Origin of the sequence: Planifilum fimeticola (assembly GCF_003001905.1) — a bacterium.
GTDB classification, from domain to species: domain Bacteria; phylum Bacillota; class Bacilli; order Thermoactinomycetales; family DSM-44946; genus Planifilum; species Planifilum fimeticola.
Genome location: NZ_PVNE01000028.1, coordinates 33593 through 49774, shown reverse-complemented (window position 1 = coordinate 49774; position 16182 = coordinate 33593). Strand labels below are relative to the sequence as shown.

Annotated in this window: 13 protein-coding genes and 2 pseudogenes; 10 read left to right on the top strand and 5 right to left on the bottom strand. The window is 57.8% G+C overall.

Features of this window, described 5'->3' with window-relative positions; translation table 11 throughout:
• Positions 1-360: 360 nt before the first annotated feature.
• Both CLV97_RS14875 and CLV97_RS14870 read left to right on the top strand, forming a co-directional pair.
• Positions 361-1476, top strand: a complete 1116-nt coding sequence (locus CLV97_RS14875; protein ID WP_106346313.1) for a KamA family radical SAM protein — start codon at positions 361-363, stop codon at positions 1474-1476.
• Between the two features lie 242 nt (positions 1477-1718).
• Positions 1719-3329 (top strand): FMN-binding glutamate synthase family protein, encoded by a 1611-nt coding sequence (locus CLV97_RS14870; protein WP_106346312.1) that lies wholly within the window; start codon positions 1719-1721, stop codon positions 3327-3329.
• 9 nt (positions 3330-3338) lie between these two features.
• Here CLV97_RS14870 and CLV97_RS14865 read toward each other — a convergent pair whose 3' ends face one another.
• The gene (locus CLV97_RS14865; protein ID WP_106346311.1) at positions 3339-3647 is read right to left on the bottom strand and encodes a hypothetical protein; all 309 of its coding nucleotides are present in this window, start codon (positions 3645-3647) and stop codon (positions 3339-3341) included.
• A gap of 20 nt (positions 3648-3667) precedes the next feature.
• Between CLV97_RS14865 and CLV97_RS14860 the strand changes: the two are divergent.
• Both CLV97_RS14860 and CLV97_RS14855 read left to right on the top strand, forming a co-directional pair.
• A pseudogene (locus tag CLV97_RS14860) lies at positions 3668-3928 on the top strand (23S rRNA (uracil(1939)-C(5))-methyltransferase RlmD); the annotation flags it as partial.
• Between the two features lie 238 nt (positions 3929-4166).
• Complete coding sequence (locus CLV97_RS14855; RefSeq protein ID WP_106346309.1) at positions 4167-5066, top strand: alpha/beta hydrolase; 900 nt, start codon at positions 4167-4169, stop codon at positions 5064-5066.
• 17 nt (positions 5067-5083) lie between these two features.
• Here the strand turns inward: CLV97_RS14855 and CLV97_RS18415 are convergent, their stop codons facing one another.
• Positions 5084-5593, bottom strand: a complete 510-nt coding sequence (locus tag CLV97_RS18415; protein WP_211295766.1) for a hypothetical protein — start codon at positions 5591-5593, stop codon at positions 5084-5086.
• 212 nt (positions 5594-5805) lie between these two features.
• Here CLV97_RS18415 and CLV97_RS14845 point away from each other — a divergent pair, with 212 nt between their 5' ends.
• A complete protein-coding gene (locus CLV97_RS14845) occupies positions 5806-6702 on the top strand; it encodes a GNAT family N-acetyltransferase (RefSeq protein ID WP_170070556.1) in 897 nt (298 codons plus the stop codon).
• Positions 6703-6905: 203 nt separating this feature from the next.
• Here the strand turns inward: CLV97_RS14845 and CLV97_RS14840 are convergent.
• The 3 genes and pseudogenes from CLV97_RS14840 to CLV97_RS14825 form a co-directional block, all read right to left on the bottom strand.
• Positions 6906-7196 (bottom strand): annotated as a pseudogene (locus tag CLV97_RS14840) (hypothetical protein); the annotation flags it as partial.
• A 255-nt stretch (positions 7197-7451) separates the two neighbouring features.
• Positions 7452-8957, bottom strand: coding sequence for an MDR family MFS transporter (locus CLV97_RS14835; protein ID WP_106346306.1), 1506 nt, complete (start codon positions 8955-8957; stop codon positions 7452-7454).
• Between the two features lie 477 nt (positions 8958-9434).
• Positions 9435-9959, bottom strand: a complete 525-nt coding sequence (locus CLV97_RS14825) for a type 1 glutamine amidotransferase domain-containing protein (protein WP_106346304.1) — start codon at positions 9957-9959, stop codon at positions 9435-9437.
• Positions 9960-10297: 338 nt separating this feature from the next.
• Between CLV97_RS14825 and sufC the strand changes: the two genes are divergently transcribed.
• From sufC to sufB, 5 genes are all read left to right on the top strand, one after another.
• The gene (gene sufC, locus CLV97_RS14820) at positions 10298-11086 is read left to right on the top strand and encodes a Fe-S cluster assembly ATPase SufC (RefSeq protein WP_106346303.1); all 789 of its coding nucleotides are present in this window, start codon (positions 10298-10300) and stop codon (positions 11084-11086) included.
• Positions 11087-11100: 14 nt separating this feature from the next.
• Positions 11101-12408 (top strand): Fe-S cluster assembly protein SufD, encoded by a 1308-nt coding sequence (gene sufD, locus CLV97_RS14815; protein WP_106346302.1) that lies wholly within the window; start codon positions 11101-11103, stop codon positions 12406-12408.
• Positions 12405-13625, top strand: coding sequence for a cysteine desulfurase (locus CLV97_RS14810; RefSeq protein ID WP_106346301.1), 1221 nt, complete (start codon positions 12405-12407; stop codon positions 13623-13625). Before sufD ends, CLV97_RS14810 begins: the two co-directional genes overlap by 4 nt.
• Positions 13612-14040 carry a Fe-S cluster assembly sulfur transfer protein SufU gene (sufU, locus tag CLV97_RS14805; protein ID WP_106346300.1) on the top strand — a complete coding sequence of 143 codons (429 nt, stop codon included), beginning with the start codon at positions 13612-13614 and terminating at the stop codon, positions 14038-14040. Before CLV97_RS14810 ends, sufU begins: the two co-directional genes overlap by 14 nt.
• Before the next feature lie 90 nt (positions 14041-14130).
• Entirely contained in the window at positions 14131-15555 is a 1425-nt protein-coding gene (gene sufB, locus CLV97_RS14800; protein WP_106346299.1) for a Fe-S cluster assembly protein SufB, read from the top strand.
• Positions 15556-16182 lie beyond the last annotated feature (627 nt).

The window sequence follows — 16182 nt, the reverse complement described above, 5'->3', positions numbered from 1 at the left end:
TGGGTTCGTCCTGAACATATAAAAACCTTCCTTCGGAATTGTTTTATTCCGAATTCAACAAAAAAGGCTGTTGACCCTTCTTTGTCAACAGCCTCGACCCGGTATGGGCCGGGTCTTTTTTTTGCGGAGATTCATCCGGACACAAGGATTTTTTGAAAGTTTTATGGTAACGTGTTTTTTTCGTTTACAAAAATGAGGAATTCTGTCGTTTTTTTATTTGCGCAGATTCGCCGAGCGGGTTTCGTCCATTTCAAAACTTGAGGAAATACTTCATCCGCCGGGGATTCTGACAACTTTTGAAACATATATAAATCTTTGTTATCCTAAATGCGGATGACATTCTCTAAAGGAGGTAGGGAGATGCCGCGCTATATTACCGACATCCGGAAGATTGAGGCGATTCCTGAAGAAGAGCGCGAGAAATTGACACCGATCACGGATAAATTCGTGTTTCGGGTGAACGACTACTACCTCTCTCTGATCGACTGGGACGATCCCGATGACCCGATCCGCAAGCTGATCATCCCCAACGAGCGGGAATTGGACGAATACGGACGCTGGGATGCCTCCGAAGAGCACCTGAACTATGCCGCTCCGGGTTGTCAGCATAAATACGCGACCACTGCCTTGCTTTTGGTATCCGAAGTTTGCGGCGCCTACTGCCGTTTCTGCTTCCGGAAGCGGTTGTTCCGCAACGATGTGCACGAAGCGTCGCTCAATATCGAGCCGGGGCTGGAATACATCTCCAAAAACCCGCAGATCAACAACGTGCTGCTCACCGGCGGCGACTCGCTGATTCTGGGCACCAAGAAGATCCGCTCCATTCTGCAGCGGCTGCGGGAAATCCCCCATGTGAAGATCATCCGCTTCGGCTCCAAGCTGCCTGCCTTCAACCCGATGCGCATCTATGAAGACGAGGAGCTTTTGGAGACGCTTTCAGAATATTCCCGTCCGGATGCGCGGATTCACGTGATGGCTCACTTCAACCATCCGAGGGAGCTGACCGAGCACGCTTACCGGGCGATCAACGCCCTGCAGCGGGCCGGCGTGATCTTGGTCAACCAGACTCCGGTTCTCCGGGGCATCAACGATGACCCGAAGGTGCTCGCGGAGCTCCTGGATAAACTCTCTTGGGCCGGCGTCACTCCCTACTACTTCTTCCAGAACCGTCCGGTGGCCGGAAACGCGGACTTCGTCATCCCCTTCAAGGAGCAGTACCGGATCATCGAAGAGGCGAAGGCGCGCACCTCGGGCCTCGGGAAGCGGGTCCGCTACGTGATGAGCCACTCCTCCGGGAAGATCGAGATTCTGGCGGTGGATGGAGACAAGATCTACCTCAAGTATCACCAGGCTCGCCACCCGGACTACTACGGCCATTTCATGGTGTTTGACTGCCCGGACGACGCCGCCTGGTTCGACGATCTTCCGGGAGCCGACAAAGTGCTGGAGGCACAGAAACAGGACGTGTCGGCCTGACGGCGAAGATCGCGGAAACCGGTGTCCCCCTGCGGGACGCCGGTTTTTTTATGGATTTTCCCTGCCGGGAGGGGGACGGCGCGGGACCCGGCCGGGAATCCGAAAGCGACCCGTTTTTCTTGTTGAGCCGAAGGAAAAACTGAAAACGAGTTTATGCCCGGGGCGCATCGGGGGAGGGAGGACTTCTCCCAAGAGAAGTTTCTGCGGCCGGGGCCGAAGGTGTGGAAAGAGGTGGTGGAATCATGGATTTTTTGGAGGGCTTCTTAACGCTCGAGGTGACCGTCCTGATCGTTGCCGTCCTCGTCCCCCTGATCACGGCGGTTTATCTATACCTTTACGACCGGCGGCAGAAACAGCATTCTGTTCTGCGCAATTATCCGATCCTCGGCAAGGTGCGCTACTTTCTGGAGATGATCGGTCCGGAGCTGAGGCAATATCTCTTTGACAGCGATAACGAGGCAAAACCGTTTTCCCGGGAACAATACGGCCACATCGTCAAGCGCTCCAAATATGTCCGGGACGTGATCGGATTCGGCTCCAAACAGGATTTCGAACGGGCGGGCTACTATATCCGCAACGCCATGTTTCCCCTGCAGCTGGAGGAAATGAAGTATGACCGGAAGACGACGGTTTCCACTTACAAATATGTGCTGCTCCGGGAGGGGCTGTTTTCCCGAAAAGAGGCCCGGGTTCAGGACGAGCTCTGCGCCTACCTGCTGGATGAATCCGACGCGGTCGTGATCGGGGAGAATTGCCGACACCCCTTCGTCGTCCGGGGGCCGATCGGAATGTCGGCGATGAGTTACGGTTCCCTGGGCTCCCATGCCATCTCCGCCCTGTCGATCGGCCTCGGGATGGCCCGGGGGACGTGGATGAACACCGGAGAGGGCGGGCTGTCTCCTTACCACTTGGAGGGGGATGTGGATCTGATCATGCAGATCGGCCCGGGATTGTTCGGCGTGCGCGACGAGGAGGGGCGGTTCGATTGGGTGGAGCTGAAGAAAAAAGCGGAGATGCCCCAGGTAAAGGCCTTTGAATTGAAGCTGGGGCAGGGGGCCAAGATTCGCGGCGGTCACGTCGACGCCGAGAAGGTGACGCCGGAAGTTGCCGCGATTCGCAAGGTGAAGCCGTATCATTCGATCGACAGCCCCAATCGGTTCCGGGAGTTCCACGACGTGCCGACGATGGTCGATTTCATCGAGCGCATACGGGAAGCGACCGGGAAGCCGGTCGGCATCAAAATCGTCGTCGGCGGACCCGATTCCCTGGCGGAGCTGGCATCCTACATGAAAGAGACGGGAAAGGGGCCCGATTTCATCACGGTGGACGGCGGGGAAGGGGGGACTGGGGCGTCCTATCAGGAGCTGGCGGACAGCGTCGGCCTGCCGGCCAAATCGGCGCTGATGATCGCCGACGCCACCCTGCGGCGCTTCGGTGTGCGCGACCGGGTCAAGGTGATCGCTTCGGGCAAGCTTTTCTCCCCGGACCGGATCGCCGTCGCCCTGGCCATGGGTGCCGATTTGGTCAACATCGCCCGGGGGTTCATGATCGCCGTCGGGTGCATCCAGTCCCTCAAGTGCCACTCCAACGACTGTCCGGTCGGCGTAGCGACGACGGATCCGAAACTGCAACAGGCTCTGGTGATCGAGGAGAAGTGTTACCGGGTGCTCAACTATCTCGTGTCCCTGCGCGAGGGGCTCTTCCGCGTCGCCGCGGCCGCCGGGGTGGATTCGCCGGTTCGGTTGACTCCCAGCCACGTCATCTACAAGGATGAGAAGGGAATCGTCACGTCCCTGGAGGAGGTTTACCGGTTGATGTCCGCCAGGGTGGGTTCCGATTTCCCGACCGCCTGACAAAGCGGCCTATTTCCAAACGCTCAACCGTTCCGCCCGCTCGACAAAGACGGCGGACATGGCGCGCATCCTGGCCTGAACCAATGTCTTTCTTCCTTCCGGGGTGCGGGAGTAGATGAGTTTGGCGGGACCCATCGATTCGGTCCATTTTCGCAGGAACAATTCCGCGTATTCCTTTTTGCGGCCGAGCTCCTCCGGGACGGCATGGTAATCTTTCCGTTTGATCAGCCACAGCCACTTCGACTCCCGGTATAACAGGTGGCGGGGGTTTTCAATCGGCTCGAGAAATTCCTGGAGGTCATTCAGGAACCGCGTCAATGGCTTCGATGCTGTTCAATGCGGAAACCGTCATTCCCCGGTGGGCGGAAGAAGGGATGCGGGCCGACGTCATTGTCGTCGATCCGCCGCGAAAGGGGTGCGACCGGCGGCTTTTGGACGCCGTTTTGACGATGGCACCGGAGCGGCTGGTATATGTTTCTTGCAACCCGGCCACATTGGCCCGGGATTTGAAGCATCTGGCCGCTCACGGGTATGCGGTGCAAGAAGTCCAGCCGGTGGACATGTTTCCGCAAACGGTCCACGTGGAGCGCGTCATTTAGATGTCAAAAGAGCGCCATTTGTTTAAAGTATTGTTAATAAATATTTTTGTTTTTATAATGAAAAGTGTTGTAATGGGGAAGGATTCTCGGAGGCAAGTCCATATCTTATTTGTCCATCGTATTTGCATTCTTGAAGCGGTCAGGTTCATTGAGGATTGGCTGATTGAGATTGTGCGGGCGGATGGATGTGAAGATGAAGCGGATGGTTTGTCAAATGCCGAGATCAAGGTGATGTGCGATGGGTTTTTCAAGGATGGATTGTCAGTTTCCAAGCCATGGCGATAAATGTTCCGCTTGGCTTTACTTGCCGGACGGCGCGGTTAAGCCCCCGCTGGTTGTTATGGCCCATGGTTTCGGGGGATTGAAAAACTGCGGATTGGAACCGTATGCTGAATTGTTCGCCGAACACGGATTGGCCGTTTTGCTGTTTGATTACCGGGGATTTGGGGAAAGTGAAGGCACCCCAAGGCAGTTGATTTCTCCGCGGCGGCACGTGGAGGACTATCATGCCGCCGTGACCTGGGCGCGGGGGCTGAAAGATATCCATTCCGAAAAGATCGCGCTGTGGGGGACCTCTTTCAGCGGCGGCCACGCCATTGTGGCGGCAGCCCAGGATCCGAAGATCGCCGCCATTTCCATTCAAGTCCCGTTTGTTTCCGGGATAGCCAGTGCTACTCCGATCGTGATTCAGAACGGTCCGAAATACTTTTTCAAAGCCGCTTTCTCGGCATTCAGAGACCTTTGGCGGGCCGCAACGGCACGGGAACCTTACTTGATCCAAATTTATGGCGCGCCCGATGAGTTTGCCATATTAAACACCCATGATACCAAAGCCGGATATGAATCCCTGATACCTCCGGGGCTTGAGGTGGAGAATGCAACGCCGGCCCGCATTTTTCTGACCTTGGTCTTATACCGTCCATTAATTGTGGCCGGCAGGGTAAAATGCCCGGCGCTTGTCATCGCGGGGGAGCACGACTCGTTAATTCCCATCAAGTCCGTCAAAAAGGCGGCGGCGAAAATGAAGCGGGCTGAGTTGATATCCCTTCCCATCGGTCATTTCGAACCCTATTTAGGCGAAACATTCAACCAAGTGTCGAAAAAGCAGCTGGACTTTCTGAAAACCCATTTGTTATGAAATGATTGAGCAGAAATTTAACCGCACCCGATGGATTCCATTTTTTCTCGGATGAAGCGCGCTTCAGGAGCGCTGGACACTTCTTCCCAGCCTTCCCCGCCTCCTTCCGCGCCGGTTTCCATTTCTTCCGCCGCGTCCGCTTCTTCCGTTTCTTTTTCCGTTTTGAACAGGCTGTGCAGCGCCTGATAGGTGGTGATCGTTACAAAGGCGGGCTGTTTGAGATCGGTGGAGACCCAGTCGGGTTTTTCGTTTGTTTGCAAAAAAAGTTCCAAGAAGCGTTGAAGCCATTCGTCAAGGTCGGGGTGAGAATGATCGTCGGCTTGTTTATGCTCAGCATCACCTCCAGCCCGAGGACGGTCTTTCCGGAACCGGGCGGGGCGACCAGGTGCAGATGTCGGTTTTCCAGATGGCGATCCGGATGTTCCAACACCCGTCTCTGGTAGTTTCTCCACGGATGGATGAAAGAGATGTGATCGGGAAATCGCTGCATGGTATCCCCTTTCCGCGAGCATTTGTTTCTGCCGCATTCCGGGCGCGCCTCGCCTCTTTTTTATCGGGGCGAAGCCCCCTTTTTTAAATGGATTTGAGGAAAGAAAGGTCCCAAAAGGGCTCCTTTTTTGTTAAGGTGAGTTTATCTACATCCAGAGCCGCTGCTTTTGAGGAAGCGTGGAAGCGACGGCGATCCCTTCGTTCGGGGAGGGGGGCGCTGGTCGGAATTTGTTTTTCGGGGGTGACCTTCTTGATCGAAATCAGACGGTTGAGCGAATGTACGTGGAAGGAGGCGGTGGGCGTCTGGAACGAGGGGTTTCAGGATTACTTCGCCGATGTGAAGATGGATGCGGACACCTTCACGGCCCGGATGGCCCGGGAAGGGCTCTCCCCGGAATTATCGATCATGGCTTTTCATGACGGTCGCCCGGCGGGGATCCTGCTCAACGGCATCCGTCTCATCGAGGGCAAGCGGGTCGCCTGGAACGGGGGAACCGCCGTCGTTCCCCGCAGCCGCCGCTTGGGGGTGGGCAGGGCGCTGGTGGAGGCGGCCTTGGGCATTTACCGCGAGAACGGGGTGGACATCGCCACCCTGGAGGCGATCCGGCAGAATGAAAGGGCGATCGCTCTGTACAAACGGATGGGTTATGTAGTGATCAACCGGCTCGGGGTGTATCGGTGCTCCGGTTCCCTGGAAGAACTTCGGGACGGGGGCGGGACAAGTTATGCGGTTCGGAGGGGGATGCCACAGGATGCGGCCCGGCTTCCCTTTTACCGCCTGACGGCGCCCTGGCAAACCCATTGGCCCAGTCTCACCGGAGGAGAATCCCTTATCGCCTTCGACCCCGAGGGGAGAGCGGCGGGGTACGCCCTGCGCCGGTGCGCCTTTGATGCGGAGGGAAACCTCGCGGGGATCACCCTGTTCCAATGCGAAGCGGATCCGGAACGGAGCGACGGTGAGGCCGTCATGCGTTCCCTGTTGGGAGAAGCGCTGGCCCCCCTGCATCAGCCGGTCAAGCGGACGGCGATCAACCTGCCGCTTTCCAACCGGACGGCGGCGGAACTTCTGGAGAGAGTGGGGTTTTCTCTGGAGCTGGAACAGGTGCACATGATCCTTCACTGCCAGGAAAGCCCCGGAGAGCGATGATTCTTTCCAGATCCCGAACAGTTCCGGATGTCTCTCTAAAAGGCGGAAAGCGATGTCCATCGCCTTCTCCTTAGGAACCCATGGACGGCACCAATCGAAGTTGGGCCGACCGATCGCCTTGAAAGCCGAGTCCGCCAATTCCTTCAGCTCGGCTCCCGCTTTCGGTCAGGTTCAGCCATCGACGGGACAGAGAAGCAGTCCCTTCACGTCGTCTCCCGGCCGGATCGGGTCCCAAGCCTTTGGCCGGGAGAGGACAGGGCAAAGTCGATGAAGGGACCCGTCGGCGGCCCGGGGGCATCGGGCCGATCCGGACGGGGATTGGCGGTCCGGCTGAAGAGCAGCGGCGCGACGCGGTCGAGGACCCGGATCCGCCGAAGCTCTTCAGTGTCCATGTTGTGAAAATAGGTGACAGGGGAGGGGATCAGCTCCACACCGACATGGGTTTCCTCCCTTGCTGCCCGCAGTGCACAGTCCCAAACCGTTTCTCCCGGTTCCTGACCTCCGGCCGACCCGCCACGCGGTCCCCTTCAGCGGTTCCGGGACGCCGTCAGCGTTCGGCGTGAGGAGGAAGGGCCGCTCCTTTGCAAATCACCCCTCACCAAAGGGCGGGTTGCGGGTCAGGGAGGAGATGTCCATCATCGCTTGGTACATGGGGAATTATCTCCTGATAAGTGTCACCATTCCGAATTCTGAATGGGAAAAACAGCCGGAGGAAGAGCACCGCACTTCCCTCCGGAGATTGCATTTGTTTAAACCATTTCGGGTTCCTTTTGGAAACCTCCCGTTTTTTCCGGTCCGTCTTCCCCCGGCTTTGAGGGCGAGGTCACCACCCGCTTCACAAACAGGGCGAGGATCAGGGCGAGGATGCCCAGGAGAAATCCGAAGGTGAAGGCCTGCTTGACGCCCGCCGCCAGAGCGGCTGTCTCATCGGCCGCGCCGGGATGTCCTTCCATGTAGCGTTGCTGCCCCAGGGTCATAATGGTGACGAACAACGCGGTTCCGATAGCGCCGGAGACCTGCATCAGGGTGTTGGCGATCGCCGCGCCGTGGGGATACAGGAAGGGGGGCAATTGATTCAGGCCGTTGGTTTGGGCCGGCATCATCACCATCGCCACCGAAACCATCAGCAGCGTGTGCAGGACGACGACGGTCAAGGGCGACGTATCCTGATCCAGGGACCGGAACAGGAAGACGGTGATGGTCATCGTGACAATGCCCGGGATCAGGAGCCAGCGGGGTCCGAACTTGTCAAACAGATACCCCATCACCGGCGACAGGGCGCCGTTGATCAGGCCGCCCGGCAGCATGATCAACCCGACCGTCACGGCGCTGAAGGCGAGCACCTTCAGCAGATAGATCGGCATGACGATCATGGTGGCAAACATGGTCATCACCACGATCATCATGACGACGATGGCCAGGCTGAACATCGGGTAGGCGAAAACCCGCATGTCGAGCATGGGGGTTGCCAATTTCCTCTGGCGGATCACAAACAGGACGAGGGAGATCAGACCGGCCGTCAGCGCGATGATCACTTCCGGGTCCTTCCAGCCCCCCGCCCCTTCTCCGGCGGAGCTGAATCCGAAGACCACTCCGCCGAAGCCGATCGTGGACAGCACGACCGAGATCAGATCCATTTTCGGGCGGGTCACTTCCGTGACGTTTTTCAGGGAAAGGGCGCCGTACAAAATGGCGATGACGGCGATCGGAAGGACCAGATAAAACAGCCAGCGCCAGGACAGGTAATCCACGATCAGCCCGGACACCGTCGGACCGACGGCGGGGGCGAACATGATGACCAGCCCGAACAGACCCATGACCCGTCCTCTTCTTTCCGGCGGAATCAGGGCCAGGATAACGTTGGTGAACAGCGGGATCAGAATCCCGGTGCCGGAGGCCTGCAGGACGCGCCCCAGCAGCAGAAGCGCAAAGACGGGAGCCGTTCCGGCGATCAGGGTTCCCACGCCGAACAGGGTCATGGCGGCTGTGTAAAGCTGCCTTGTGGTGAAGCGCTGAATGAGAAAGGCGCTCACCGGAACCAAGACGGCAATGACGAGCAGGTAACTGGTGGTGAGCCACTGGGCGGTATTTGCCCCCACCTGAAAGGACTCCATGATCGGCGTGATCGCCACGTTAAGCAGCGTTTCATTCAGGATGGCGACGAAGGCTCCGGAAAGCAAAACGGCCAGCAGCGGCACGACTCGGACTTGGTTTCTCTCCGCTTTCTTCGGCGGTTGTTTTTTTGGTTGCCCCATAATGCGTCCCCTCTCTCAGATCATGTGCACTCCTCTTTTGAACCCTTATTTTTTGAATAAAAAAACCTTCCATTCCCACAGGAAGGAGCCGTTCGCCTGTTGAATTGTGAGATGTGGAGGTTGTGAATACCCGAACAAAAGGTCAGATGAAAAGGGCTGCAGAATACAAAAATAGCAGAACCGAACCGATGTGTCAATCGGAGCGGTTTCGGTTTGGTGTTCCATTTTTTGGGCTTCAGCACGCTTCACAGCGGGGACGGAGGGGGTGTTACCCCATCGTCCTTTTTAAAAAAGGACCGGTCTACGGGGAGGGATTCTTGTCTTCCGCGGATTTTCGGTCCTGCTCTTCCTTTTTTACAAACCAACCGCCGCCGATGGGCCGGTACAGGTGGCGGTTTTTCCGATGAAGGGGACAAAAATCGCATCGACCGCCCGGCCGCCGCAGGTAGCATTCCAGGCATCGGATCGGCCGCGTGGTCATCTTTCCGCCAGCAGATCGCAGAAGGTCTTGGCATAGGCGGGCAGATCCGGGGGGCGACGGCTGGAGACCAGGTTCCCGTCGACAACCACCGGCTCATCCACCCAGAGGGCTCCGGCGTTTTCCATGTCGTCCCGGATGCCGGGGGTGGAGGTGACCCGCTTCCCTTTCAGGATCTGGGCCGAGATCAGCACCCAACCGGCGTGGCAGATCTGTCCGATAGGCTTCCCGGCCTCATGGAGGGAGCGAACGGTCCGGAGCACCTTCGGGTCGCGGCGCAATTTATCCGGCGCCCATCCGCCGGGGATCAGGAGGCCGTCGTACGCATCGGGATCCAGCTCTTCAAAGGAAAGGTCCGCCGTCGCGGGAACCCCGTATTTACCTTTATATACCGCGCCCCGCTCGGGGCCTGCCAACAGGACCTCCGCCCCCTCCTCCCTCAGCCTCATCACGGGATACCACAGTTCCAGGTCTTCAAAATCCGCTTCGACCAAACAGACCACTTTTTTTCCTTTCAGTCGCATGGCGCATCCCTCCGCAAACCCTTTCGGAATCGGCCCATTTTTTTCATGTGCGCAACCCTTGAGTTCAACCTTGATGTCCGTCGGGTCATCGGATAAAATGGAATAAGAATCAATTGAGAATCAGTTTAAAATGAAAATCACGTGAGAATCAATTCAAAGTGAAGCTCTTCGCTCATTATGTTATCATAAACGAAGGGCCCGAACACAGGTCCTTTGGTTTTTTGTTGGCAATTCCCGAGATGTCCGGATGAGGGGTCGATGAGTCCTGCGATTCCGCCGCCCCGGACCGGTCATCATCGGTTTGAAATAAAAAGAAAGAAACATTGGAGGTCATGCACATGGCGAATTCACCGAAACTGATCATAGAAGATCTTCATGTCTCCGTGGAGGACAAGGAGATCTTGAAAGGGGTCAACCTGGAGATCAACGGCGGGGAAGTTCACGCGATCATGGGTCCCAACGGGACCGGAAAGAGCACCCTGGCCCAGGCGATCATGGGGCATCCCAAATATGAAGTGACAAAAGGGAGGGTCCTCCTGGACGGCGAGGACGTCCTGGAGATGGAGGTGAATGAGCGGGCGCTCAAGGGGCTGTTCCTGGCGATGCAGTATCCCTCCGAAGTGAGCGGGGTGACCAACAGCGACTTCCTGCGCAGCGCCATCAATGCCCGCCGGGGAGAAGGAAACGAACTCTCCCTGATGAAGTTCATCCGCCAGCTGGATGAGAAGATGGAGATCCTCGGCATCGACGAATCCTTCGCCCAGCGCTACCTGAACGAAGGGTTCTCCGGCGGGGAGAAGAAGCGGAATGAGATTCTGCAGATGATGATGCTGGAACCCCGGATCGCCATCCTGGACGAGATCGATTCCGGTCTGGACATCGACTCCATCAAGGTGGTGGCCCACGGGGTGAACTCGATGCGCAGCCCCAATCTGGGTGTTCTGATCATCACCCACTATCAGCGGCTCCTCAACTACATCAAACCCGATTTCGTCCACGTCATCATGCAGGGGCGGATCGTCCGTTCCGGCGGACCGGAATTGGCGCTTCAACTGGAAGAGCGGGGCTACGACTGGATCAAGGAAGAGCTGGGCATCGAAGACGAAACGGTCGAGCAAGAGGCCTAAGGTGGGTGACGGCAATGAGTGTGGATACGGGAATTCTTTTTGACCAGAAAACGGTAAACCAGCTGTCCGAAAAACATCAAGAACCCGATTGGATGCGCCAGTTTCGTCTCGAAGCCCTTCAGGCCGCAGGCCGCCTCGACTTGCCCCGGGTGCAGAAAACCCGGATCGACAGGTGGAATTTCACCCGGTTTGAGCCCATGGCCGAGGCGTCCCCTCTGGACAGCCTGAAGGCCCTGCCGGAATCGGTTCAGTCCCTTCTGTCTTCCGACATGGAGAAGGACAACGTCATCGTGCAGAAAAATGCGGATCCGGTGTACGTTCACCTGGACGCGGCGCTGAAGGAGAAGGGGATCATCTTCACCGATCTCGCCTCCGCCGTGCGGGATTATCCGGATCTTGTGCGCAAATACTTCATGACGAAGGGCGTGCGTCCGGATGAACACCGCCTGGCCGCTCTCCACGCCGCCCTGTGGAGCGGAGGCGTCTTCCTCTACGTTCCCAAGGGCGTGGAAGTGGACCTTCCCTTCCAGAGCCTGTTCTGGGCCGACGGCGCAGGGGTGGGGCTCCTGTCCCACGTGCTGGTTGTGGCGGAGGCCAACAGCCGGGTCGACCTCGTCGTCAACGTGGTTTCGGAGCAAGAGGAAGAAGCGGTCCACAACGGGGTCTTGGAGGCCATCGTCGGTCAAGGGGCCCGCGTTCGGGTGGCCACGATCAACCACATGGGCAAGCAGGCGACGGACGTCTTTTATCGCCGCGGTGTGGTGGACCGTGACGGTCAGCTGGAATGGCTGGTCGGCGATCTGAGCGGGGGCAACACCCTGTCGGACATCACGACCCATTTGAACGGGACCGGCGGACAGGTGGATGTGAAGTCCATCGTCGTCGGCTCCGGGGAGCAGCGTTCCAACGTCACGGCCAGCGTGCACCACTGGGGAACCCATACGAAAAGCAACATCCTTTCCCGGGGCGTCATGCGGGATCAGGCCAACAGCATCATCAACGGCATCACCAAAATCGAAAAGGGTGCTACCAAGGCCGACGGGCAGCAGGCGGAAAACGTGCTGATGCTCAACTCCCGGGCTCGGGGGGATGCCAACCCGATCCTGCTGATCGACGAAAACGACGTGAAGGCGGGTCACGCCGCCAGTGTCGGTCGAATCGACGAGATCCAAATGTTTTACCTGATGTCCCGCGGCATTTCCCGGGAGGAAGCGGAGAAGCTGATCATTTTCGGGTTCCTCGCCCCGGTTCTCTCGGCGATCCCCTTTGAATCGCTCAAGCAGCAGTTGAACCGCGTCATTGAAAGGAAGCTGCAGCGATGAACCGGTATGCCCAGGATTTTCCCATCCTGAATCAGGAAGTGAACGGCCATCCGTTGGTATATCTTGACAGTTCCGCCACCTCCCAGAAACCGTTTCAGGTGATCGAGGCGGTGGAAAAGTATTACAAGGAGTATAACTCCAACGTCCACCGGGGGGTTCACACTCTGGGGAGCCGGGCGACCGACGCCTATGAGGGCGCCCGGGAGAGGGTGCGCCGGTTTATCGGAGCCCGCTCCGAGAAGGAAGTGATTTTCACCCGGGGCACCACCTCCGCCCTCAACCTGGTGGCCCACAGCTATGCCCGGGCCCGTTTGGGCCCGGGGGACGAGATCGTCCTGACCCCGGCGGAACACCACAGCAACCTGATTCCCTGGCAACAAGCGGCCAAGGCGACGGGGGCCGCTCTCAAATATTTGCCATTGGAACCGGACGGCACGCTGGATCTGAACAAGGCGAAGGAGGCCATCACCGAGCGGACCAAACTGTTGGCCATCGCTCAGGTCTCCAACGTTCTGGGGACGATTCACCCGATCCGCGAACTGGCGGACCTGGTCCATCAGCAGGGCGGCGTGATCGTGGTGGACGGGGCCCAGAGCGTGCCGCATATGAAGGTGGATGTACAGGAGCTGGACGTCGACTTTCTCGCCTTTTCCGGCCACAAGATGATGGCGCCGACCGGCATCGGCGTCCTCTACGGCAGGGAATCCCTGCTCGAAGGGATGGAGCCGCTGGAATACGGCGGGGAGATGATCGACCACGTCGATCTGTACGAATCGACGTGGAAGGAACTCCCCTGGAAGTTCGAAGGGGGAACGCCCATCATCGCCGGCGCGGTCGGCCTCGCCGCCGCCATCGACTATCTGGAATCGGTGGGGATGGACAACATCCATCGCCATGACAAGGAATTGGCGGCCTATGCCCTGAAGCGGCTGGAAGAGGTCGAGGGCATCACCGTCTACGGCCCCCGGGAAAACCGCACCGGTTTGGTCACCTTCAATCTGGAGGGGGTCCACCCCCACGACGTGGCGACGGTGCTGGACGCCGAGGGAATCGCCGTTCGCGCCGGCCATCACTGCGCACAGCCGCTGATGCGGTGGTTGGGGGTGACGGCGACGGTCCGGGCCAGTTTTTACCTGTACAACGATGAATCGGACATCGATCGATTGGTTGAAGGGATTCGGAAGACAAAGGAGTATTTCGGAAATGTCCTTAGATGACCTCTATCGCCGCGTCATCATGGATCACTACCAACGCCCCCGCAACCGGGGCCGGCTTGAGGACGACGCGGTGACCATCGACATGAACAATCCCACCTGCGGTGACAGGATTTCCCTTCAACTGCAGGTGGAGGACGGCAAGATCAAAGACGCGAAGTTTCTCGGGGAAGGCTGCTCCATCAGTCAGGCATCGGCCTCGATGATGACGGAAGCGATCAAGGGGCTGAGCATCGAGGAGGCCCTGCAGCTTTCCGGTCTCTTTTCCGCGATGATGCAGGGGGAAGAGGTGGACACGGAGCAGTTTCCCCTGGAGGACATCGAGGCGCTCCAGGGTGTCGCCAAGTTTCCGGCGCGCATCAAGTGCGCGACATTGGCCTGGAAGGCCCTGGAAAAGGGAGTCAAACAGCCCCATTAAGGGTGGCGGGAAGGTTCGAAGCCGCGGAAGCCTGACCGGAGGGAACCTTCCCGGCCCGATCGCTTTTTCCTTAGAAAGGGAGGGATTCGTATGGCGAAGGAACTGCCCGAACTCTCGGAGTACCAATACGGGTTTCGCGATAAAGACGTTTCCGTATACCGCTCCAAGCGGGGATTGTCCCGGGAAGTCGTCGAGGAGATTTCCCGGATCAAGGGCGAACCGGATTGGATGCTCGAATTTCGGCTCAAGGCGCTGGAGCAGTTTTTCAAAATGCCCATGCCCAGCGACAAGAACAGCAAATGGTTTTCCATCCTCCCCGGTGATCTGTCCGAGCTGAACTTCGACGACATCACCTATTACGTCAAACCGTCGGAGCGGCAAGGACGCAGCTGGGACGAGGTGCCGGAGGAGATCAAACGCACCTTCGACCGGTTGGGCATCCCCGAGGCGGAACGGAAGTTTCTGGCGGGGGTGTCGGCCCAGTACGAGTCGGAAGTGGTTTACCACAACATGAAGAAAGAGTTGGAACAGCAGGGTGTCATCTTCTGCGACACCGACACGGCGGTGAAGGAGTATCCCGAACTGGTGCGGGAATACTTCGGAACCGTCGTGCCTCCCACGGACAACAAGTTCGCCGCGCTGAACAGCGCCGTCTGGAGCGGCGGGAGCTTCATTTACGTGCCGAAGGGCGTGCGCGTGGAAATCCCCCTCCAGGCCTACTTCCGGATCAACTCGGAGAACATGGGTCAGTTTGAGCGGACGCTGATCATCGCCGACGAGGACAGCTTTGTCCATTACGTCGAAGGCTGCACGGCGCCGATCTACAGCACCGATTCCCTGCACAGCGCCGTCGTGGAGATCATCGTCAAGAAAAACGCCCGCTGCCGCTACACCACCATCCAGAACTGGTCCCACAACGTGTACAACCTGGTGACGAAACGGGCCGTGGCCTATGAAGGGGCCCACATGGAGTGGGTCGACGGCAACATCGGGAGCAAGCTGACGATGAAATATCCGGCCGTCATCATGAAGGGAGAGGGAGCCAAGGCCGACGTCCTGTCCATCGCCGTGGCCGGCAAGGGACAGCATCAGGATGCCGGAGCCAAGGTGACCGCCCTCGCGCCCAACTGTACGGCCACCATCATCTCCAAGTCGATCAGCAAGGACGGCGGCAAGGTGACCTATCGGGGGCTGACCAGCTTCGGCCGCAATTCCCAGGGTTCCAAAGCCAACGTCAAGTGCGACACGCTGATCCTGGACGACAAATCGACGTCGGACACGATCCCCTACAACGAAATTCTGAACGACGACATCACTCTGGAACACGAAGCGACGGTCAGCAAGGTGAGCGAAGATCAGCTCTTCTACCTGATGAGCCGCGGCCTCAGCGAAGAGGAGGCCACACAGATGATCGTGATGGGCTTCATCGAGCCCTTCACCAAGGAATTGCCGATGGAATACGCGGTGGAGATGAACCGGCTGATCAAGTACGAGATGGAAGGCAGTATCGGGTAAGTTTGATCGATACGGTTTATGGGTGGGTGAAACAAGGGCGTTTTGCCCACCAAATTTTTTTAGTTACCACGGCTTAATACAAGGCGACATCCTCGGCTTTGCGAGGGACGCGGAGATATGGCACCAACGATACCTTCACACCTGCGTGTCCGAGATTTCCGGACACGCTTTTTTGACTTGCGGCTATCCTCGCATCCCGATCTACAGTTAAGATTTGTTACCGAGGGCCCCATGATATAAGCAGCGGGGAAAAAGGTCTGCACAAGGAAAAGCTTCTGCATGCCGGGTTCCGGTGAAAGAAGCATGCCACCCATCGCCTTGCATCCCGATGAGGTTTAATCATATTGCAACTTTATCTGCATAGTGGCATGATGGAAGCTCATGGTGCAGATAATGAAGAACGCCAAAAAGGCATTTGGACTCTGGAAAGTGATCAGAAATGTGCCATCGCAGCAGTCTCTATTGGGCGGATCCTTTTCAGTAGCATGTGGACGGCCTTTGGACCCGTTATAAGGAAATGAGCAAAGAGGTTAACGAATTTATCGCATCATTTGCTGCGGATGAATCCCATTCCCTTTTAAATTCGAGATGGAAGGCTCTACCGGATAACGGAATGTCAAGATGATC

What these genes read in the sequence shown, in the direction of transcription:
- CLV97_RS14875 (WP_106346313.1), top strand. Translation starts at nt 361, where the DNA reads ATGCCGCGCTATATTACCGACATCCGGAAGATTGAGGCGATTCCTGAA.
- CLV97_RS14870 (WP_106346312.1), top strand. Translation starts at nt 1,719, where the DNA reads ATGGATTTTTTGGAGGGCTTCTTAACGCTCGAGGTGACCGTCCTGATC.
- CLV97_RS14855 (WP_106346309.1), top strand. Translation starts at nt 4,167, where the DNA reads ATGGGTTTTTCAAGGATGGATTGTCAGTTTCCAAGCCATGGCGATAAA.
- CLV97_RS18415 (WP_211295766.1), bottom strand. Translation starts at nt 5,593, where the DNA reads ATGCGGCAGAAACAAATGCTCGCGGAAAGGGGATACCATGCAGCGATT.
- CLV97_RS14835 (WP_106346306.1), bottom strand. Translation starts at nt 8,957, where the DNA reads ATGGGGCAACCAAAAAAACAACCGCCGAAGAAAGCGGAGAGAAACCAA.
- CLV97_RS14825 (WP_106346304.1), bottom strand. Translation starts at nt 9,959, where the DNA reads ATGCGACTGAAAGGAAAAAAAGTGGTCTGTTTGGTCGAAGCGGATTTT.
- sufC (WP_106346303.1), top strand. Translation starts at nt 10,298, where the DNA reads ATGGCGAATTCACCGAAACTGATCATAGAAGATCTTCATGTCTCCGTG.
- sufD (WP_106346302.1), top strand. Translation starts at nt 11,101, where the DNA reads ATGAGTGTGGATACGGGAATTCTTTTTGACCAGAAAACGGTAAACCAG.
- CLV97_RS14810 (WP_106346301.1), top strand. Translation starts at nt 12,405, where the DNA reads ATGAACCGGTATGCCCAGGATTTTCCCATCCTGAATCAGGAAGTGAAC.
- sufU (WP_106346300.1), top strand. Translation starts at nt 13,612, where the DNA reads ATGTCCTTAGATGACCTCTATCGCCGCGTCATCATGGATCACTACCAA.
- sufB (WP_106346299.1), top strand. Translation starts at nt 14,131, where the DNA reads ATGGCGAAGGAACTGCCCGAACTCTCGGAGTACCAATACGGGTTTCGC.